The organism is Enterococcus sp. DIV1368f (assembly GCF_051712245.1).
Taxonomy (GTDB): Bacteria; Bacillota; Bacilli; order Lactobacillales; family Enterococcaceae; genus Enterococcus; species Enterococcus faecalis.
Window position 1 is genome coordinate 1,357,975 of record NZ_JBIOON010000001.1, and the last position, 21,236, is coordinate 1,379,210.

Genomic DNA, 21,236 nt, shown 5'->3' on the forward strand with positions numbered 1-21,236 from the left:
TTTTCGTGCATGCGAGAAGAGCCGCTTTTGATTTTTAAAAAGTCTCTAAATGTCATTGCTAGTTATTGGAAGAAGGCGCAAGTTGTGGTAAATTAGAAGTAATGGAATATTAGCAGAATGTGAGGCGGAAGAATGACAAAGAAATGTCCGAAGTGCGGGAACGAATTCGATGCAGAATTAACGACCTGCCCAACATGTGGCTATTCACTAACTGACACAACAGTTGATAAAGAAGAAGCGGAAACGACTTCAACAAATATAGATTTTAAAACACAGGAAAATGAACAACATGAAGATCAATTAAATGAGAATATTGAATGGTCTGAGTTAAAAGATATGAGCTTAGGCCATGTGATGGAACTGTTTGGCGAATCACCTGAAGAAGAAAGTAATGATGACAAAAAAGAAGAGTCGATAGAAGATAACTTAATAGTCTCTGATTCAGAGGATGTTTCTGATTCAGAAGCAGTGCTTCAAGAAGGGGTTAGTGAGGAGACTCATGATTCGGTGGAGGAAACGATACCAGCGACAGAAGCGATGCCTACTCATTCAACAGAAGAAAAACTAGCAACGGACGAAGCAGTTAATTTAGAGGAAACAACAGAAGAAACAACTACTGTTGAAGCAGAAACAGCTGAGGTATCTGAGACAGTGAAGTCAGAAGAGGAAGCTTTAACAGAGATTTCAGGAACTGAAGTTATCTCTACCACTTCTGAAGAAGAAATTTTTTCACAACCACCGATAGAAGATCAAGATGTAACACCAAACGAAACTTTGCAAGCTTATATTCAAGCGCATCGAGCAGATACAGAAATGTCTGAAAATCCATCAGAAGAAACAGCAGAGACCCAAGAGTTAGAAACCAGCGGTGAGGCAGTATTAACCCAAGCCGAAACACCAACTGAATCCATTTCAGATTCTGAAGAAGGGTTAACAAGTGCAGCGTCGCTAGAGGCACCGAGCGACGCTGATACAACCGAGGAAAAAGTTTCAGATTCAGGTGTGATACCACCGATGAATGAAACTGGGAATGCTCAACCAGCGCCTGCTCCGAAGAAACCATCAAAAAAAGTGGCTTTCGTTGCGCTTGCGGTTGTTTTATTAGCTGGAGGTAGTGCTTGGGCGTATCATGATCAAACGCAAAAAGCTGCCGCGCAAGAGGCGGCGGCACTAACCAAGAAAACAGATACGCTGAAAGATGAACTAGCAGCCTTTTATACCACGAAGGAGCAAGTTTTTATTAAACCCGATATGGTGACTGTTAGTCCAGAAAAACTCTCAAAACAAGTCGCGGAAATTAAAGATTCAGAAGAGTATTCTCAATTAAATAAACAAATTCAAACATTGAAAGAGAAGCAACAAACCATTCAACAAATCAACCAATTATTTGAGGCGCCGATTGTCAATGGCAATGAGTTGAAACCGGCGATTCTAGCTGCTGATCAACCAATTTCCGTAAAGAAATTAACAGGAAATGATCCATTTGAACAATTGATGAACCAAGCAATCGATCAAGCGAACCAACAATACAACCAATTACAAAAAGCTAAAAAAGCGGTTGAGGTCATTTATAAAGATGGAAAAACTACCAATCAGCTGAATCGAGACACGTATCAAGCTGCTAAGGCAGAAGTAGATAAAGTAACAAGTGATAAGCTGAAAAAAGAATTGGTCAAACAAGTCACGACAGCTGACCAAGCGTTAACCAAGGTTGAAGAAGAACAGAAAAGAATTGCAGAAGAACAAGCTGCCGCAGAGCAAGCAAAACAAGCAGAAGAACAAGCGAAACAAGCTGCTGCCGCGAAAAAAGAGAACGCTAAGAAGGAAGAAACAGCAAAAACAGAAGCGAATGGCTACACGGCGCCGAATAGTGACGGGGTTTACACTAGTCCGCTTTATGCGCCAGATGCTGCCGATATCGCTGATAGTAGCAATCCAGCGTGGACATGGGCACCAGGTGTGAAAGAAAAAGTCTTAGACACAGTGATTGCTCGTGGCTATGTGGTTCCTGGCGGATATTCTTTAGAACCTGCCAAAATTGTGAATGGCGAAGGTTACTACAATCTTTATGCAACAAACAATCAATCAAAATTATTAGAAGGCACTACAGAGAAAAATGTTCACATGTATTTAGTTACAATCAATGCTAAAACAGGTTGGTTCAAAGGGAACGCTTCTCGTAATGCAGGGCAATAAAAGAAAATAGAAACAATCGAACAAAAGCGGAAATCTTTTGTTCGATTGATTTTCCTTGAGGAGTTAATGATAAATGAGAGAATTACTAGCAACAACATTTACCGGCATTGTGGTCGATGAAAATGAACAATTTTATTTTGTTCAAAAAAATGGCATCACATTCCGTTTAAAAAAAGAAGAAGGTACGCATGCCATAGGGGAGGCTGTAGAAGGGTTTGGTTATTTAAATCAAAAACAAGAGCCAGCACTGACAACTACAATTCCTACTGTGCGCATTGGTAGCTATGGCTTTGGTACTGTCACAGGAACGAGACGTGATTTAGGTGTTTTTGTGGATGTTGGCTTACCAGATAAAGATGTTGTTATTTCGTTGGATGAATTACCAACCATGCGGGAACTTTGGCCTAAAAAAGAAGACCGAGTAATGGTTACTTTAAAAGTGGACAGTAAAGACCGCATTTGGGGCGAATTAGCAGATGAAAAAGTCTTTAAAGCCATGGCAAAACGCGGGAATGCTGAAATGCAAAACCAAAACTTAACTGGGCATGTGTATCGTCTGAAACTTGCAGGAACGTATATTTTAACTGATGATTTATACATTGGATTTATCCATCCTTCTGAACGATTCCAGGAACCACGTTTAGGTGAAAAAGTAGTGGGACGTGTGATTGGCGTGCGGCCGGACGGCGTATTGAATCTTTCATTAAAACCAAGAAGTCATGAAGTAATCAGCGATGATGCGTTAATGATTCTAACTTTCTTAGAAAGAGCAAACGATCACCAAATTCCTTTCACCGATAAATCAAGCCCTGATGAAATTAAACAAACCTTTGGCATTAGTAAAGCTCAATTTAAACGCGCTTTAGGTCATTTAATGAAACAAAAATTAATTAAACAAGAAGATGGTAAAACAATTCTAATTGGCTCGTTGGAACAATCAAAAGAAAAAAATTAAGGTAGCTAATTGAGAATATCTTGCAAATTACAGTTATTTCTTTTATAATTATTTTAATTTGATTGATAAATTAAGTTTCTTAATTTGTAATCATTCTAAACAAGGAGCTGTAATAATGGATTCGACTGCTGCTTTAAAAAAGACAAAAAAACAATTACATGAATCAGGCTTTAAATTAACACCACAACGGGAAGCAACCGTACTTGTATTATTGGAAAATGAAAAAGATCATTTATCAGCAGAAGAAATTTACTTCTTGGTAAAACAAAAAAGTCCGGAAATTGGTCTAGCAACAGTCTATCGAACGCTAGAAATTTTAACAGACTTAAAAGTCGTTGATAAAGTGAGCTTTAACGATGGTTTAGCTCGCTATGATTTAAGAAAAGAAGGCGCCAAACACTTTCACCACCATTTGTTATGCTTAGAATGTGGCACAATTGAGGAAGTGGAAGAAGACTTGCTTGGTGAAGTAGAGCAAATTGTTGAAAGTCGGTATCATTTTTTAGTCAAAGATCATCGCTTAACTTTTCATGGTATTTGTCAAAGTTGTCAAAGTAAACATTAAAAAAACTGCCTTGCATTAATTTATGCAAGGCAGTTTTTTATTCATTGGAATTATAAATTAGCGAATTTTTCCAATAAGCGAATCATTTGGCAAGTAAAACCATATTCATTGTCATACCAAGCCACAGTTTTCACTAATTGGAAATCGCCAGCTGTCGTTACTTCTGTTTGCGTTGGGTCAAAAATCGAACCTTCTGTCGTGCCGATTATGTCTCCAGAAACAATTTCACGATCATCATAACCGAAAGAAGGGTTATCAATGGTGTGTTTTTTCATTGCTTCATTTACTTGATCAGCTGTTACTTTTGTTTTTAAAATGCTAACTAATTCTGTTAAGGATCCATCCACAACGGGAACACGTTGGGCATGGCCTTGTAATTTTCCATTAAGTTCTGGAATAACTAAGCCAATTGCTTTAGCAGCACCAGTTGAATGGGGAATAGTATTGTCTGCAGCAGAGCGTGCCGCACGAAGATTTCCGCCACGAACAGGGCCATCTAATAGCATTTGTGTTGATGTGTAGGCATGGACAGTTGTCATGGTACCAACTTCAATACCGAATTCATTATTTAAGAAGTAAGCCATCGGTGCTAGACAGTTTGTCGTACATGAACCAGCAGAAATGATTTTATCGTTGGCATCAAGTGTATCATCATTGACGTTGTAAACGATTGTTTTCATTGCGCCTGCAGGAGCAGAGATAACCACACGTTTCACACCTGCATCTAAATGAGCTTGTGCTTTTTCTTCAGAGGTATAAAAACCTGTACATTCAAGGACAATGTCTACTCCGTTTTCTTTAACCCAAGGGATTTTACTTGCATCTGGTTCTGCGTAGACACGGGTTTCTTCGCCGTCAACCACAATGCCATTTTCAGTGGCTGTCACGGTGCCAGGATAGGTGCCATGCGTAGAGTCAAATTGTAATAAGTGAGCCAACATTGTTGGGCTAGTCAAATCATTGATTGCCACAACTTCAATATCATCAGAAACTTCTTTTATTCGGCGAAAGGCTAAACGACCAATTCTTCCAAAACCGTTAATTCCTACTTTGACTGTCATAACAAAAATTCCTCCTTTAGATGTTTGTGTTTCTTTGGACCCTTGCTGAAAAAGTGATTTTCTTCAACTATCTATAGTATGAACCTCTAAAATTTTTTTGTCAAAAGACTGATAGCGAAGCGACAAAAAGAAAGCGAAAGATTCATGAGAAATTTTGCTTTTTCCAACGATAACTAACTAGAATTGCTAGACAAACGGTTGTTTTCCCGATACAATAATAAAGACTTTCGAATCATGCTTTTTGAGGTGATTAAAGATAGTAGAAGTAGAATAGGAGGACAAATTATATGTCCATGTTTTTAGATCAAGTGACGATTGATGTCAAAGCTGGTAAAGGCGGCGACGGAATGGTTGCTTTCCGTAGAGAAAAATATGTACCAGACGGGGGTCCCGCTGGTGGTGATGGCGGTCGCGGTGGCGACGTTGTTTTAGTTGTTGAAGAAGGATTACGCACATTAATGGATTTCCGGTTTAATCGTCATTTTAAGGCGACACCTGGAGAAAATGGTATGAGTAAAGGAATGCACGGTCGTGGTTCAGAAGATTTACTTGTCAAAGTTCCACCAGGTACAACAGTTCGTGATGCAGAAACTGGAGCTTTAATTGGGGATTTAATTGAGAATGGTCAGACCTTAGTAGTAGCAAAAGGCGGACGCGGTGGTCGCGGGAATATTCGCTTTGCTTCCCCAAGAAACCCTGCACCAGAAATTGCCGAAAACGGCGAACCGGGCCAAGAACGTAAAATCGAATTAGAATTAAAAGTTTTAGCAGATGTTGGCTTAGTTGGGTTTCCTTCTGTAGGGAAATCAACGTTACTCTCTGTTATCTCGTCCGCTCGTCCGAAAATTGGTGCCTATCATTTTACGACGTTAGTTCCAAACTTAGGGATGGTGACTACTAGTGACGGTCGAAGCTTCGCTGCAGCAGATTTGCCAGGCTTAATTGAAGGAGCTTCTCAAGGTGTCGGCTTAGGAACACAGTTTTTACGCCACATTGAACGGACGCGTGTTATTTTACATGTCATTGATATGAGTGGTATGGAAGGACGCGATCCTTATGAAGATTATTTGGCAATCAATAAAGAATTGGCTTCACACAATTTACGTTTGATGGAGCGACCTCAAATTATTGTTGCCAATAAAATGGACATGCCTGAAGCAGAAGAGAATTTAGCGAAATTTAAAGAGCAACTTGCGAAGGAACGCACCGATGAGTACGCCGATGAGCTACCTATTTTCCCAATCTCTGGGGTTACTCGTAAAGGTATTGAACCTTTATTAAATGCAACAGCTGACTTGTTGGAAGTAACGCCTGAATTCCCATTATATGAAGATGAAGTAGTAGAGGAAGAAACCGTTCGTTATGGCTTCCAACCAGAAGGTCCAGAATTTACGATTGATCGTGAACCAGATGCTTCATGGGTTTTATCTGGTGAAAAATTAGAAAAATTATTTGAAATGACGAATTTCGATCATGATGAAACAGTAATGCGTTTTGCACGTCAATTACGTGGTATGGGTGTCGATGAGGCATTACGAGCACGTGGCGCGAAAGATGGCGACATTGTTCGGATTGGTAATTTTGAATTTGAATTTGTCGAATAAGCATAAAACCAGTTCACTCAGTGAACTGGTTTTTTATTTTAAAATTAGTATTAAATCAGCGAATAGATTGAAATAATATTTTTAATAGCTTATAATTTTAAATGTAACAAAATAACAAACGAAAGGAGCGAAATTGAAATGGAAAACAATCAAGCAATTGTTCCTAAGTTTTCAGTTAAAAGTGCTGGTTTTCTTTTTAGTATGGGGCTCTTATGTGGTGTCCTGTTGCCGAGTGTTTTATTATGGACTTTCAATCTGCCGTTTAATATTGGTGCCATGATTTTTTTGCCTGTTGGGATTGCTTTTGCGTTAGCGTATAGTCATTATTTTATTGAAACGAAAACAGGTTTTTGTAAGCGTTTTATTTGGTTGTTTTTAATTTCTCTTATTTTATTAGAGCTTATCTCTTATTTATGGCTGATTAAAGGAGTTATTTTTTAAGAGAAAAACAGAGGAGAGTGTTATTTATGTTAGATAAACTGACTGTTTGGATTGAAAATCATCTAGCTGGACCAATGGCTAAAATTGCCAATCAGCGCCATTTACGTGCGGTGCGGGATGGAATTATTGCGACATTACCTTTAATTATTGTCGGTTCTTTTTTTCTAATTATTGCGTTTCCGCCGTTACCAGAATCTTGGGGCATTACTCAATTTTTAACAAGTAATGCTGCTACAATCTTACTGCCTTACCGAATGACAATGTACATTATGGCGTTATATGCGACTTTTGGCATTGGCGCTAGTTTAGCGAAATCATATAATCTTGATCAAGTCTCTGGAGGGATTTTGGCTACGATTGCTTTTTTATTAACATTAGTACCTGTAGCGATTCCTGAAGAAGCCAGTAAAGCAGCTGGCGTTTCTGGGTTTGTTTTACCAATGGCTAATTTGGGTGGTGCAGGGATGTTTGTCGGGATTGTGACGTCAATTATTGCTGTCGAAATCTATCGAGTAACAGATAAGTCTAAGTTCAAAATTACAATGCCTGATAACGTTCCACCTGCTGTTGCTCGTTCATTTGAATCATTGACGCCGACGTTAATTGTCATGTTATTGATTGGTTCAATCACTTATTATTTAGGCTTTGATTGGCACACATTTGTAGGGAACTTAGTAGGACCACTAGTTCAAGCAGCAGATTCTTTATTGAGTGTCTTGCTGTTAGTCTTTTTAACCACATTTTTCTGGTTCTTTGGGATTCACGGTGCTTCAATCGTAGGATCGTTGGCGCGTCCTCTATGGCTACAACTATTAGAGGAAAACACGACTGCTAAAGCAGCTGGCGAAGCATTGCCTCGGATTGCGGCAGAGCCATTTTACCAATGGTTCATTTGGATTGGTGGTGCTGGAGCCACAATTGGCTTAGCTATATTATTAGCCTTTCGGGCAAAATCAGAATATGGTTCAAAACTAGGAAAAGCTATTTTAGCACCGTCTATTTTTAATATTAATGAGCCAGTTATTTTCGGTGTACCGATTGTCTTAAATCCGATTTTAATGATTCCTTTTATCTTTGCACCAATGGTTTTAGCAACGATTGCTTGGTTTGCCACTAAATTAGGTTTAGTTAGTGAAGTTGTCTTTACCGCACCTTGGACCTTACCAGGACCAATTGGCGCCTTTATGGCGACAGGTGGCGATTGGCGTGCTGCTGTTTTGAATATTGTTTTAATTCTAGTGGCCATCTTGATTTACTATCCGTTCTTTGTAGCTTATGATAAAAATGAGCTTGCCAAAGAGCAAGGCAAACAAATAGAAGAATAAAGAGTGCAGCCGTTTAGTGTCCAGAACAAAAGGTGATGACCTTTTGTTCTGGACCTATTTGTTTATAGGTGATGAAAATTCTCAATTTTTTTGAAATGTATAGAAAATTTTGAGAAAAGAAACGCATAAAAAAGTGTAAAATATTATATATATAATGAAAATGGTTTTCTTTTGTGTGAACATAATAAAGTTATTGTTAACTAAAAGAGAAAAGGGGTATGAAAATGGTTAGAACGAAGGTATATACAAAGGAAAAAATCTTAAACGTAGCTGAAAAAATTTTAGTAGATAAAGGTTTTTCTAATTTAACTGCTAGAAATATTGCAGATACTATGGGGATTTCTACGCAGCCAATTTATTTAGAATTTGTCAACATGGACGATTTAAAACGAACCTTAATTAAATCGTTATTTCATCGTATGCAATTATTTTATAAAGCAGATGTCGGTGCCTCAGACCCAGTGATTGCATTGGGTCTGAACTTTATATTATTTGCCCAAAAACATCAAAAAATCTATACGGCGTTATTTATGAAAGCACATGGTTATGAAGAAGAATTGCAGCAAATGCTTCAAACTTTTTTTGAAGAGCGTTTATTATTGGATAAAAAATATGTACAAATGGACAAAGGAAAATTTGTCGAATTATTTCCTAAAATGGTGGTAATCTATTTAGGTTTAGCCACAGCGGTTACAATGAAAACAATTGACTTAACTAAGAATCAAGAAATTCAATTATTAAGTCAATTATTGATAGAAGAGTAGTGTTTTGTTATTTATTCAAAATAACAAAAATACGACATAAGTCTGAGAAAAAACTGGTCGTTGCGCCCGAGGAAGGATTGTTTAAAACTTGCTATACTTTGGAAGAAGTAACAGAGAATAATTACTCGGGAGGATTTATGTGATGAAATTTATTAAATTTTTAGTGGTGACAGCAATTGTTATTGGTGGTGGTTTATTTGGGGCCAAGTTTTACGCAGAGAAGAACTCTGGCGAATTAGCTGGTGTGTTAGATCAATTAAATCCATTGGTTAAAGAAGGAAATGTGTATGTTAAAACAAAGAAAGCCGATAGTGTTAATGGCTATGGAATTGCTAGTTATACGCAAGTAGCCGCAGATGAGGAAGGCAAAACGCGAGAAATTACTTTCACAGCGGACCATGAATTAAAAACAGATCATTATCTAAAAGTCTCAAATAAAGGGGCCCACATCAATACGTATGAAGAGGTCAATCAAGACCAAGTGCCAGAAAAGGCATTACAAGCGATTCAAAAATAACAAAAAGTCAGAACGTACGCTGAAGATACGTTCTGACTTTTTGTTATTTTTTTGCTTCTTGAAGAATATTGATTTTTTCAATTTTAACATCAGTTTTTGGTTTATCGTTGGCACCAACTTCGACTTTGGCAATTTTATCGACAATATCCATTCCTTTGGTTACTTGACCGAAAACAGTATGTTTTTTATCAAGAGAAGGATAGCCGCCTTTTTTGTAAGCATCAATGATTGCTTTTGGATAATCATCATATAAAAGACCATCAGATTGATCATCTGTATTTTGGACAATAAAGAACTGACTGCCGTTAGTATTAGGTCCTGCATTCGCCATTGATAATGCGCCACGAATGTTATATAACTGGTTTGAAAATTCATCTTCAAATGGTTTATTCCAGATGCTGTTTCCGCCAGTTCCATCACCGCTAGGATCGCCACCTTGGATCATAAAGTTATTGATGACGCGGTGGAAAGTCAAGCCATCATAATAGCCATCTTTGGCATGTTTCATAAAGTTCTCGACAGTTTTTGGAGCCTGTTTAGGAAATAGTTTGATTTCAATATTTCCCATTGAAGTAACCATTTGGACTAAGTCTTGATCTTCGGTAACTTTGTCATCTAGTTGTGGTAAATCTAGTGAATTTAAGTCGACCGAATCCTTTGTTTTACTTTCGCTGGATTTAGCGACAGAATCACTCGTTGCGGTCGTGCCTTTATTATTGGTTGTGTTACAGCCTGCTAAAAGCAAGGTGAATGCTGCAACTGAAGCAACAGCAAGCATTTTCTTATGTTTCATCTGTTTTCCTCTTCCTTTCACACTGACAATTAGGTTCTTTTTTATCATAACAAAAGAGAAGATAACAAACCAGTGGAATTTTTATAAGATTTCCTATAGGAAAGGTGTAGACCACTTTTGTTTTTTTTGTTACAATGTAAGCAGATACATTATTATGTTTTACAATTTAGGAGGCAATCACATGGGAAAATTAGGTATTTCAATTTATCCAGAACGTTCAACATTTGAAAAGGACAAAGCATATTTGGATTTGGCTCATAAATACGGCTTTAAGCGTGTCTTTACTAGTTTATTGCAAATCAATGATGATCGGGAAAAGGTATTAGCAGAGTTTAAAAAAGTCGTAGATTACGCCAATCAATTAGGTATGGAAGTGATGGTCGATATTAATCCTGCATTGTTTGAACAATTAGGCATCTCTTATGATGATTTATCATTTTTCCATGATATGGGCGCTTACGGCATTCGTTTAGATCTTGGTTTTACTGGGCAAGAAGAGGCGAATATGACAAGAAACCCTTATGGCATTAAAATTGAAATTAATATGAGTTCAGGGACAAGTTATGTAGATAATATTATGGCCTACTCACCAAACACAGAAAATTTACTAGGCTCACATAATTTCTATCCACATCGCTATACCGGCTTAGGCTATGAGCATTTTGTTTATTGTTCAGAAAAATTTAGAAAATATAATTTAAATACGATGGCGTTTGTGAACTCACACGATGCTACATTTGGGCCATGGCCGACACAAGATGGGTTATGTTCTTTGGAAGATCACCGCGATTTAGAAATTGCAACGCAAGTTAAGCATTTAGTTTTAACAGGATTAATCGATGATATTTCTGTCGGAAATGCTTATGCCTCAGAAGCAGAATTAGCAGCAATGGCAGAAGCCTTTCATGCACCGTATCCTTCGATCAAAGTGGATACAGAACCAGAAATCACAGAAGATGAAAGAATTGCATTGTTCGATAACTTACACAGTTATCGTGGAGATCGTTCTGATTACGTTTTGCGTTCAACAATGACACGTGTTTACTATAAAGATCGTCCTTTCCCAGCTCATACAACGAGAGATATTGTTCGAGGCGATGTCTTGATTGACAACGTTGGCTATGGACAATACAAAGGGGAAACACAAATTGCTTTAAAAGAAATGAAAAATGATGGCCGTGTAAATGTGGTTGGTCGTATTTCTGATGACGAACGTTTCTTATTAGAATTTTTGAAACCATGGTCAAGTTTTAAACTTATTGAAAATAAATAATTTTTAGTTTCCTATAAATAGATAAGTGGAGCATAGCGTAAAAGGTAATATTTTTGTGCTATGCTTTTTTTGTCGCAACAAAATTGTCTCATTGTAGTGGTAAAGAAAGATGGCTGAATCTTTGAATGGTAGTTGTCAAAAAAAGGGCGACAACTTATAATGAATCATACAGTTTAAATAAAAGGAGTACGTAGATGAATCGATGGTTAAAAATTTTGATTGCGCTTATTGTAGTAATTGCAATTGGTTTAATTGCGGCAGGCTTATATTTTTATAATTATGCAGTAGTTCCAGGAAAGAAAGACTTTATAAATGAGAATACCCCAGGGTCAAAAGTGGTCCAGACACCTGAAGGCGCGTGGTTTAAAGATGACAAAAATCGACAAGAATGGTCAATTACTTCAGAAGATGGGCTACGTCTAAAGGCTATTTATTTACCAGCCGACAAAAAAAGTAATCGTACCGTTATTATGGCGCATGGTTATATGGGTTCGGCAGAAACGATGTCTGTTTTTGCGAAAATGTATCATGATTGGGGCTACAATGTGTTAGCTCCAGATGCGCGTGGTCACGGGAAAAGTCAAGGAGATTATATTGGGTTCGGCTGGCCCGATCGTAAAGATTATGTCCAATGGATTGAGAAAGTTTTAACCGAAAATGGTCAGCAAGAACAAATCACTTTATACGGTGTCAGTATGGGTGCTGCTACAGTCATGATGACGAGCGGGGAAAAATTACCAGATAACGTGAAAGCCATTGTGGAAGATTGTGGCTATTCTACAGTCAATCAGGAGTTACAATATCAATTGAAAGAGCTTTTCAATTTACCAAGTTTCCCATTAGTTAATGTTACTAGCGGGATTACGAAACTTAGAGCTGGCTATTTCTTTGGGGAAGCAAGCGCTGTTAAGCAATTGCAAAAGAATCATTTACCAATGCTCTTTATTCATGGTGAAAATGATACGTTTGTGCCGTTTAGTATGTTAGACGAAGTTTATAATGCAACCCAAGGACCTAAAGAGAAATATGTCGTGCCTGGAGCAGAGCATGCGAAAGCTTATAATAAAAACCCAGAAAAATATAAGGAAACAGTAGCTGCTTTTCTAGATAAATATATAAAATAACAAATTTATTCTTTACTAATAGTAGCAAAAACAAAAGACTTGTTCTTAAGTTAACGACTTAGTGAACAAGTCTTTTGTTGTCAGTTGATTTTTTTTAATAAGTTGGAATTTACCCATGCAATCTAGGGCATAATCTGATAGGATAGTACTAGAAATGAGGGAAGGATAATGGAAGAACAATTAGTCGATTATTTACACTATTTACAAATAGAGCGGGGCTTATCAAATAACACACGACGGAGTTACGAACGAGATTTAAAAAAATACGTAGCCTTTTTACAAGAACAAGGCTTGCATTCTTGGGACGAAGTTGACCGTTACATGATTACAGAATTTTTGCAATCCCTTCACGAAGAACAGCAAGCTTCAGCAAGTGTGATTCGGATGATTTCTAGTTTGAGAGGATTTCATCAATTTTTACGTCAAGAACGCTTAAGCGAACATAATCCGATGCAACATATTGACTCCCCCAAGAAAGTTCAAAAATTGCCAAGTACATTATCTGTTGACGAAGTGACTCGATTAATTGAAACGCCTGATACAAGTAAACCACTAGGTATGCGGAATCGTGCTATTTTAGAAGTGATGTATGCAACGGGCCTGCGAGTTAGTGAGCTAATTGAAATAAAATTAGGGGATCTGCATTTATCCATTGGTTTATTGCAAACAATCGGAAAAGGGGACAAAGAACGAATTATTCCTTTAGGCGATTATGCGATTCAATGGATTGAGCGCTATATGAACGAAGCCAGACCTCAATTGATTAAAAACCATCCGAATGAAACACACCTGTTCGTTAATCATCATGGCGAACCGTTATCTAGACAGGGCATTTGGAAAAATTTAAAACAGATTGTTCGAGAAGCCCAGATAGAGAAAAATATTACGCCGCATACATTGCGGCATAGCTTTGCGACACATTTGTTGGAAAATGGCGCAGATCTTAGAATCGTGCAAGAATTATTAGGACATGCAGATATCTCCACGACACAAATTTATACACATATTACCAAACAACGAATGGCAGATGTTTATAAGGAACATTTTCCTCGGGCTTAATTTGCGAGAATGCCCACAAACGAATAAATTTATGGTAAACTAGGAAGTCGAGAAAAGAAAGTAGGTGTCGTTTTTGCAAGAAATTAATTTAAAACTAGATGTCTTTGAAGGACCACTGGATCTTCTACTACATTTAATTCAAAAATTAGAAATCGATATCTATGACATTCCCATTACAGCAGTAACTGAACAATACATGTCTTATATTCATGCGATGCAAACCTTAGAGTTAGAAGTCGCTGGAGAATATCTAGTCATGGCTGCCACCTTAATGGCTATTAAAAGTCAGATGTTGCTTCCAAAACAAGAGCTTGAAATCATTGATGATGAAGATTTTTTTGAAGAGGAAGACCCACGGGAAGCTTTAGTAGCTCAGTTATTGGAGTATCGGAAATTTAAATATGCAGCGACTGTTTTACATGAAAAAGAAGAAGAACGTAAACTCTATTATACAAAAGAACCAATGGATATGGATGATTATAAAGAGGAAGATACAACACTACCGCCTAATCAAATCAATACAATTGATTTATTTCTAGCCTTTCATGCCATGTTAGAAAAGAAAAAAAATCGCCAGCCTGTTGAAACAACTGTTGCCAGTGACGATGTTTCCATCGAAGAAAAAATCTCCGCTATTTCAGAGCGTATGCGTCAAGTACAGAAAGGGAAGGCAGTGTCGTTTGATTCTTTCTTCGATTCTTATTCCAAACAAGAAATTGTGACAACGTTTATGGCTCTTTTAGAATTAATGAAAACGGGCGCGATTTATGTTGAACAAGAAAATAATTATAGTGAAATTTTGTTATTTAATACAGAAACCCAGCAGGAAGATACAACAGAGGTGGAGGAAACACAGTGACATTAGTTAGTCAAATTGAAGCAATTTTATTTGTGGTTGGCGAAGAAGGAATTGGCTTGGAAGAGCTTGCGTACTTATTAGAGAAGTCAACAGCAAAAACCTATGAAGAATTAACGAAATTGAAAGAACATTATGCTTCTGACAATAAATCGGCGTTGAATATTTTAGAAGTCGGCAATCATTTTGTCTTAACAACTAAGAAAAAATATGCCTCATTACTAAAAAAATATGCGCAATCGCCTATGTCGAACGCCTTATCACAAGCGGCGCTAGAAACATTATCCATTATTGCTTATAAGCAACCAATTTCGCGTATTGAAATTGATGAAATTCGTGGCGTACAGACTTCTGGCTCTATCCAAAAGTTAGTTGCCCGTCAGTTGATAGAAGAAAAAGGCCGCGTAGATGGTCCTGGTAGAGCAATTTTGTATGGCACAACGAAGTATTTTATGGATTACTTTGGGTTGAAAAGTTTAGATGAATTACCAGATATCCAACAAATGGAAGATGAATTAGAAGAAGAACTACCAATGGATCTATTTTTTGATCGTTATCAAGAAACGAACCCAATGTCTGAAACAACAGAAGGCGAGGAAGCTTAAACAATGGAAAGATTACAAAAAGCAATTGCTCATGCTGGGGTGACTTCGCGTCGCAAAGCAGAGGAATTAATTGTCAAAGGTCGCGTAAAAGTCAATGGCCAAGTGGTCAAAGAATTAGGAACACAAGTAAGTAAACAAGATACTGTTGAGGTTGATGGTGTACCAATTTATCAAGAAGAATATGGTTATTATTTATTCTATAAACCAAGAGGGGTTATTTCTGCGGTGTCTGACGATAAAGGCCGTAAAGTAGTAACGGATTATTTTACAGATGTTACTGAGCGAATTTATCCAGTCGGTCGTCTGGATTATGATACTTCTGGGTTGTTACTTTTAACGAATGATGGAAGTTTTTCACAAAAATTAACCCATCCTAAACATGAAGTAGATAAAGTCTACGTAGCAAAAATTAAAGGTGTACCAACTAAACGGGATCTATTGCCATTAGCCAAAGGCATTCGCATTGATGGCAAACGCACAGCACCAGCCAATTTTCAAATTCTTTCAGCGGATATTAAAACAGGTAGCAGTGTCGTGGAATTAACGATCCATGAAGGGCGTAATCATCAAGTGAAGAAAATGTTTCAAGCTGTTGGTTTCCCTGTTCAAAAATTAAAACGTGAACGTTACGGTGAATTAACCTTACAAGGTCTGCGACCAGGGCAATATCGTGATTTAACTAAAAAAGAAATCAGTCAATTATTAAATCAAGCTAAATAAGATAAAATGACTCGATCTCTTCGCGCTTATGGCGGAGGGATTGTTTTTTTTTGAGAAACGAAACAATCAATGAAATTTAATAAAAAGGCTTAGTTAGTTGCATTCATTGTTCAAATCGGTTACACTAAGTAAGTAAAAAAATATAATACAAGGTTCGTCTTCAGGGGCAGGGTGTAATTCCCGACCGGTGGTTATAGTCCACGACTCGTTTTTAACGATTGAATTGGTGTAATTCCAATACCGACAGTATAGTCTGGATAAAGAAGATAGGGCTTATTTGAGACGCTTTTTCATCAGATAATCCTACTCTATTTTTCCCTGCAGAAAAATAGGGTTTTTTTGTATGACAAAGAAGCGAATCAAAAAGTTCGTTGAAGATGGGTCCTTAATTGGAGGATTTCAGATGAACAACAAGGTACAAAAAATGGTCAGCATTGCAATGTTGGCTGCAATCGGTACAGTATTACAATTTGTGGCATTTCCGATTATGCCGGCGTTTAGTTTTTTGAAAATCGATTTTAGTGATATTCCGATTCTACTCGGAATGTTCTTGTACGGACCGTTAGCAGGAGTAATTACTGCTTTTGTTCGTTCGTTGCTACACCTGTTCTTAACCGGACTAGCACCGCAAAATATGGTGGGAGATTTCGCTAGCTTTTTAGCAAGTAGTATCTTCACCTTGCCAATTTTTTATTTCTTTGGTAAAAAGAAAAATATCCGTACAAATCGGATAGTGGGCTTAGTAAGTGGGATCTTAGCCTTGACAATTTTCATGAGTATTGCGAATTATTTTGTCATTACACCCATTTACTTACAATTATATGGTGTGACCACACAACAATTTTTAGGAACATCTTTAGCAAGCTATGTGGCGATTGGTATTGTGCCATTCAACCTTATTAAAGGCCTCTTAGTCAGTGGTGTTTTTCTAGTACTACATGCGAAGTTATTGCCATGGCTATCAAAAAAACAACATACTATTCAGAAAAAAACACCGTTAACAAAATAAATGATAAAAAACCTGCTGTTGAACAATGTTTGACAGTGGGTTTTTAAAATTTACGCCTAAAAGAAAAGAGGTTGTCATAATCTGTCATCATTCTGTTAAAAAATACTAAACCATCTGCATTGTAATTTTAACTTTCCCTTGGTATGATAGAAACCATCAAAGAAAGAGGAGTTTTCCTGAGTGAAAAAGTGTAAAAATTGTCGTCACGTGAATCGTGATACGGAGTCCTTTTGTGAAGAATGCGGCGCTCCGCTAATGAATGAATCAATGCATCAAGAGGAAAACCAAGCACAACCATCAATGAATAAAGGGAACGAATCTACTCCTCTCAGATCAAAAAGAAGCTGGATCTGGGTGTTTCTTTTTGTGTTCATCGTTCTTGGAGCGGGTAGCTATTTTCTCGGGACGCATTATTTTTCTAAGGAACAACAAATTTCTCATTTTATTGAAGCGATTGAGAATGGTGATGCCCAAGAATTAAGTAAAAAAATGAGGACGAACGAGTCTGAATTTCAAGTGAATCCGCAAAGCATTAAGCCTTTAATCACTTATTATCAAAAAAATCCAACTGAGCTAAAAAAATTAGAAAAAGCGCTATTAAAGGATAAAAAGCTACATGGTTTAACTATTCGTGAAACAAGTCAAACAGCATTTTTCTTTCACCGTTATCAATTCATTTTAACGCCTGTTTCTGTTCAGTTAACGACGAATCAGCGCGGTGTGACGCTGGCAATGAACGGGCGGGAAGTGGGCACTTCCGACTCAACCACTTATCAAAAGGAATTGGGCCCCTTAGCGCCAGGACAATATACTTTTACAGCCACAGTGAAAGATAGCACCGGCGAACCTGTTATCACAGAAGAGTATCGTTTATTAGAAGAGGAAAATTATATTTCTAGTATTCCTTTAGATTTTAAACGAATGAATTTTGTTGTGGAAAGCAATCTGCCAGACGCAGATATTTATATTAATGGTCGGAAAGTTGGTACGCTAACGAATGGAAGCAAAACGATTGGCCCTTTGTTCTGGTCCAAAGGGATGACGATTCAACTTAAAAAGACGATTAATGGAGAAGAAATTCAAACATCAAAAGAAACGATTGGTGAAAATGATTTTGTCGAAGCGCTCTCCGATAATCCAACGCTACAATTGAATTTTCCGTTAGCTAGCGACTATGATGCCCGCAAAGCACTAGAAACCTTTTATCAAGCATTTGCCAAACAAGTGAAAAGTCATACGGATAGTACAGAATTTGCTAAAAAATATCTCGTTGGTGGGGAAAATAATCCTCAATTTCCTTCTTTTATAGAAGCACTTGAACGATTACGTGAAAAGAAATCGACCGATGTTTCACCAGATTTTGAAGTAACCATTAATACGCTACAATTGGATGGTAAAGAAAATTACCATGTCAATTATTATTTAGAAGCCAAAAATTCTAAAGCAAAAGAAAATGGTCTTCGTTATGAATGGATCAATGGCCTAAATGATCAAATTCATCTAGTCAAAGAACCGCTAAAAGAAGGACAATTACAGTTTGTTTCGATAGATGAGCAAACACTTGCTTGGCTCGAAAAAATACTCTAAGCAAAAATGAGTGCTAAATTATTTAGCACTCATTTTTGCTTATTTCTATTGCACGCGTGGGACATTTGCGGTACGCTTTTAACACATTCTCGCGTTCGTTTTCTGGAATAAATTGTTGTCGAGCATGCGGCTCGTCTTTAAAAAGGACAATTCCATGATCATCATAATCAAATATATTGGGCGCATAAACTTGACAAAGTCCACAAGCAATACATTTTTCAGGAACTAAACGTGATTGCATAAACAGTGACACATCCTATCTAAAAGAGGTTTACTATGGAAGCAACTTTTATTTTAGCGTTATTATCTCACGGATACAAGGTACGTGCATCAACTTTGTATCATCTTTTAAAAGGCAAACGGACTAGCTCTGTTTTGATTTATGGTTTTTTATATGATTGTTTACGATTCATTGGCTGGTGGCCAACGATTTCCGAACAAGCCTATTTTCAATTTCTTGAAAAACTTTCGAAGGCGAAACAAATTCAGTATCACAAAGAGACAAATGAGATTCAACTAACAAAAGAAGGGCAACTATTTTTAAAGGAGCACCATTTTTCGTTGCTGGATTATCCTGCAATTGATCTTTATCGTTTTGGCAGAAGTGATCGAGAAAGTTGGCAACTCATTCAATTTACCGTGCAAGTGACTTCATATTTATCATTTGAGGAAAAACAGTATATTCCACTTTTATCAACACCGATTCCGCAACTATATTTGAAACGATGGTTACAACAAGACAAGAAAGAGCAGCGCGTTCAATCAATCAAAGAAGAACTGTTGCGAGGGTTTGAGTTACTACCTGAAGCAGAAAGCGACTATTTGGTTGCGCAACTTTCTGGTTATCAGCAAACTGGCAAAGTTCCTCAGCAATTAACAAGCCATAAGACAGCTCTTGAACAGCGTTTGTGGCACACGCAAGCGGTCCATCATTTACTGCAGTTGATAATGTACGGAGGAAATTATCCTGCTTTACAAACGCTTGTATGGCCGTATCTAGAAAAAAATCTAAACCAAAGTATGCAAGAAACCCAACGATTGTTAACGGAAGGTAAGACACTTCAAGAAATTGCTGAGCAGCGAAAAATAAAACTGAGTACCATTCATGACCATCTATTAGAGTTGGCTATTCAAGGGCAGCTGCAGGCGTCTGTTTATCTTGAAAAGGAGGCAATGCTCCAAAACTTGGCTCAAACAGAACAAGATCCGCGGTTGTGGGTGTATCGGGATTGGCGAGCGCAAGAAGCGACGCTTTCTTATTTAGATTTCCGCTTATATCAAATCCAACAAATTTGGCAAGAAAAGGAGTGAGTGTTGTTGACATTAGAACAAGAATTATTCACTCGATTTGGTTATGCAGCATTTAAGCCTGGTCAAAAAGAAGTGATTACAAACTTACTTGACGGTATGAATACATTGGCTGTTTTGCCAACAGGGACTGGTAAATCATTGTGTTATCAATTTGTGGGCCAGAAGTTAGAGGGACTAACGGTAATTGTTTCTCCTTTACTTTCGTTAATGGAAGATCAGGTGCGTCAATTACAAAGACAAGGAATTAAAGGTGCGGTTGCCTTAAACAGTACGTTACAATATTCAGAAAAGCGTTATGTTTTAGCGAAAATGTTCCAATACGATTATCTGTTTTTAAGCCCAGAAATGCTTTTGCAGCAAGAAGTACTTAGTGTGTTACAACGCCAAAAAATTGCATTATTTGTGGTGGATGAAGCCCATTGTGTTTATCAGTGGGGCGTCGATTTTCGCCCTGAATATAGTAAATTAGATCTGGTCCAAAAACAGTTAGACTTTCCTTTGACCTTGGCGTTAACTGCCACAGCGACACCCGTTGTACAGCACGCAATTATAAAACAATTATTTTCTCATGGTAGCTATCAAGAAGTTCTTTCTTCAGTGAATCGAAAAAATATTGGCTTGTTCGTGAAGGAAACGTCAGAAAAAGAAGAAGTGTTACTAGATTACTTATCTAAAACGGCTGGTAAAATCATTATCTATTGCGCCACGCGCAACAAAACAGAACAAATCAGTCAACTTATTCAGGCAAAAACCAGTTTTAAGGTAGCCTATTATCATGGGGGCTTGGAGGCTAGTGAACGTAGTCGCTTGCAAGAACAATTTATTGATAATCAAATCGATATTCTTTGTGCAACGAATGCTTTTGGGATGGGGATCGACAAACCTGATGTTCGTGGAGTGATTCATTTTGATTTGCCTGATAGCTTAGAAAATTACCTGCAGGAAATCGGGCGAGCTGGACGTGATGGTCAAAAAAGTTGGGCGCTATTATTATATAAAAAAGGGGATGAATTTATTCATCGGTTTTTCTTAGAAGAGACAAGAGCGAATCGAGCGACCTTAAAATCGCTGATTGAAGGAGAAGAACAAGCAGGTTTGTTAGAAAATGCCACCGAGTTACAACAAAAATGGGTTCAAGGCTATTTAGCCAAGGATTATTCTTTTGAAGAGCTAGAGCATCGTTTAGAGGAGAAAGAAAAAGATCGTCAAGCGCAATTAAGAGGGATGCTGACGTATATTGAAACCACAACCTGTCGAAGAACGTTGATTCAAACTTATTTTCAAGAACCGATTGTAAAACAATCACCGGAAACTTGTTGTGATAATTGTGCGTTATTCTTTGACATTTACCAAGATTCAATAGTAAAATCGAACAAGACCAGCAATCAAAATGAAGAAGGTTGGCGTTCTAAATTTCTAAAATTATTTAAAGAACGTGATTAATTCATTTTTTTAGTCGGCAGTTGGCAAA

Annotated in this window: 21 protein-coding genes and 1 riboswitch; of the genes, 18 read left to right on the forward strand and 3 right to left on the reverse strand. The window is 37.5% G+C overall.

The features are described 5' to 3' along the window. Positions 1-132: 132 nt before the first annotated feature. From IGL07_RS06820 to fur, 3 genes are all read left to right on the forward strand, one after another. Positions 133-2,196, forward strand: coding sequence for a cell division site-positioning protein MapZ family protein (locus IGL07_RS06820; protein WP_010817271.1), 2,064 nt, complete (start codon positions 133-135; stop codon positions 2,194-2,196). 73 nt (positions 2,197-2,269) lie between these two features. Next, the gene (locus IGL07_RS06825) at positions 2,270-3,151 is read left to right on the forward strand and encodes a CvfB family protein (RefSeq protein WP_002361792.1); all 882 of its coding nucleotides are present in this window, start codon (positions 2,270-2,272) and stop codon (positions 3,149-3,151) included. 115 nt (positions 3,152-3,266) lie between these two features. Continuing rightward, positions 3,267-3,716, forward strand: coding sequence for a ferric iron uptake transcriptional regulator (gene fur / locus IGL07_RS06830; protein ID WP_002357640.1), 450 nt, complete (start codon positions 3,267-3,269; stop codon positions 3,714-3,716). Positions 3,717-3,766: 50 nt separating this feature from the next. Here fur and gap read toward each other — a convergent pair whose 3' ends face one another. Further along, on the reverse strand, positions 3,767-4,777 hold the full coding sequence (gene gap, locus IGL07_RS06835; RefSeq protein WP_002357638.1) for a type I glyceraldehyde-3-phosphate dehydrogenase: 1,011 nt from the start codon (positions 4,775-4,777) through the stop codon (positions 3,767-3,769). A gap of 287 nt (positions 4,778-5,064) precedes the next feature. Between gap and obgE the strand changes: the two genes are divergently transcribed. From obgE to IGL07_RS06860, 5 genes are all read left to right on the forward strand, one after another. Then, the gene (obgE, locus tag IGL07_RS06840) at positions 5,065-6,381 is read left to right on the forward strand and encodes a GTPase ObgE (RefSeq protein ID WP_002384537.1); all 1,317 of its coding nucleotides are present in this window, start codon (positions 5,065-5,067) and stop codon (positions 6,379-6,381) included. A 138-nt stretch (positions 6,382-6,519) separates the two neighbouring features. Then, positions 6,520-6,822 (forward strand): hypothetical protein, encoded by a 303-nt coding sequence (locus IGL07_RS06845; RefSeq protein WP_010817272.1) that lies wholly within the window; start codon positions 6,520-6,522, stop codon positions 6,820-6,822. Positions 6,823-6,848: 26 nt separating this feature from the next. Further along, on the forward strand, positions 6,849-8,147 hold the full coding sequence (locus IGL07_RS06850; protein ID WP_002363934.1) for a PTS sugar transporter subunit IIC: 1,299 nt from the start codon (positions 6,849-6,851) through the stop codon (positions 8,145-8,147). A gap of 218 nt (positions 8,148-8,365) precedes the next feature. Next, a complete protein-coding gene (locus IGL07_RS06855) occupies positions 8,366-8,911 on the forward strand; it encodes a TetR/AcrR family transcriptional regulator (RefSeq protein WP_002360361.1) in 546 nt (181 codons plus the stop codon). Between the two features lie 142 nt (positions 8,912-9,053). Beyond that, entirely contained in the window at positions 9,054-9,428 is a 375-nt protein-coding gene (locus IGL07_RS06860; protein ID WP_002357632.1) for a YxeA family protein, read from the forward strand. A 43-nt stretch (positions 9,429-9,471) separates the two neighbouring features. Here IGL07_RS06860 and IGL07_RS06865 read toward each other — a convergent pair whose 3' ends face one another. Next, entirely contained in the window at positions 9,472-10,221 is a 750-nt protein-coding gene (locus tag IGL07_RS06865) for a peptidylprolyl isomerase (RefSeq protein WP_010712445.1), read from the reverse strand. Between the two features lie 181 nt (positions 10,222-10,402). On the opposite strand from IGL07_RS06865, the gene IGL07_RS06870 reads away from it, so the two are divergent. From IGL07_RS06870 to IGL07_RS06905, 8 genes are all read left to right on the forward strand, one after another. Then, positions 10,403-11,494, forward strand: a complete 1,092-nt coding sequence (locus tag IGL07_RS06870; RefSeq protein ID WP_002360357.1) for a DUF871 domain-containing protein — start codon at positions 10,403-10,405, stop codon at positions 11,492-11,494. A 194-nt stretch (positions 11,495-11,688) separates the two neighbouring features. Continuing rightward, positions 11,689-12,618: an alpha/beta hydrolase gene (locus IGL07_RS06875; RefSeq protein ID WP_002357629.1), complete on the forward strand. Its 930-nt coding sequence runs from the start codon at positions 11,689-11,691 to the stop codon at positions 12,616-12,618. 168 nt (positions 12,619-12,786) lie between these two features. Beyond that, on the forward strand, positions 12,787-13,677 hold the full coding sequence (xerD, locus tag IGL07_RS06880) for a site-specific tyrosine recombinase XerD (protein ID WP_002360354.1): 891 nt from the start codon (positions 12,787-12,789) through the stop codon (positions 13,675-13,677). 64 nt (positions 13,678-13,741) lie between these two features. Beyond that, positions 13,742-14,536, forward strand: a complete 795-nt coding sequence (locus IGL07_RS06885) for a segregation/condensation protein A (protein WP_025189526.1) — start codon at positions 13,742-13,744, stop codon at positions 14,534-14,536. Beyond that, the gene (gene scpB / locus IGL07_RS06890) at positions 14,533-15,138 is read left to right on the forward strand and encodes an SMC-Scp complex subunit ScpB (RefSeq protein ID WP_002357625.1); all 606 of its coding nucleotides are present in this window, start codon (positions 14,533-14,535) and stop codon (positions 15,136-15,138) included. The genes IGL07_RS06885 and scpB overlap by 4 nt, the downstream gene beginning before the upstream one ends. 3 nt (positions 15,139-15,141) lie before the next feature. Then, positions 15,142-15,858 carry a pseudouridine synthase gene (locus tag IGL07_RS06895; RefSeq protein WP_002357624.1) on the forward strand — a complete coding sequence of 239 codons (717 nt, stop codon included), beginning with the start codon at positions 15,142-15,144 and terminating at the stop codon, positions 15,856-15,858. Positions 15,859-16,010: 152 nt separating this feature from the next. Continuing rightward, positions 16,011-16,130, forward strand: a riboswitch (FMN riboswitch). 71 nt (positions 16,131-16,201) lie between these two features. Then, entirely contained in the window at positions 16,202-16,867 is a 666-nt protein-coding gene (locus IGL07_RS06900) for an ECF transporter S component (RefSeq protein WP_002382314.1), read from the forward strand. 255 nt (positions 16,868-17,122) lie between these two features. Next, positions 17,123-18,454 carry a zinc ribbon domain-containing protein gene (locus IGL07_RS06905; protein ID WP_025189376.1) on the forward strand — a complete coding sequence of 444 codons (1,332 nt, stop codon included), beginning with the start codon at positions 17,123-17,125 and terminating at the stop codon, positions 18,452-18,454. Positions 18,455-18,476: 22 nt separating this feature from the next. Here the strand turns inward: IGL07_RS06905 and IGL07_RS06910 are convergent, their stop codons facing one another. Then, on the reverse strand, positions 18,477-18,695 hold the full coding sequence (locus tag IGL07_RS06910; protein ID WP_002357617.1) for a ferredoxin: 219 nt from the start codon (positions 18,693-18,695) through the stop codon (positions 18,477-18,479). A gap of 35 nt (positions 18,696-18,730) precedes the next feature. Here IGL07_RS06910 and IGL07_RS06915 point away from each other — a divergent pair, with 35 nt between their 5' ends. Together IGL07_RS06915 and IGL07_RS06920 are read left to right on the forward strand one after the other, a co-directional pair. Then, positions 18,731-19,765, forward strand: coding sequence for a helix-turn-helix domain-containing protein (locus tag IGL07_RS06915; protein WP_010712448.1), 1,035 nt, complete (start codon positions 18,731-18,733; stop codon positions 19,763-19,765). Beyond that, the gene (locus IGL07_RS06920) at positions 19,766-21,208 is read left to right on the forward strand and encodes a RecQ family ATP-dependent DNA helicase (protein ID WP_025189528.1); all 1,443 of its coding nucleotides are present in this window, start codon (positions 19,766-19,768) and stop codon (positions 21,206-21,208) included. It begins immediately after the preceding gene. The last annotated feature ends 28 nt before the right edge of the window (positions 21,209-21,236 follow it).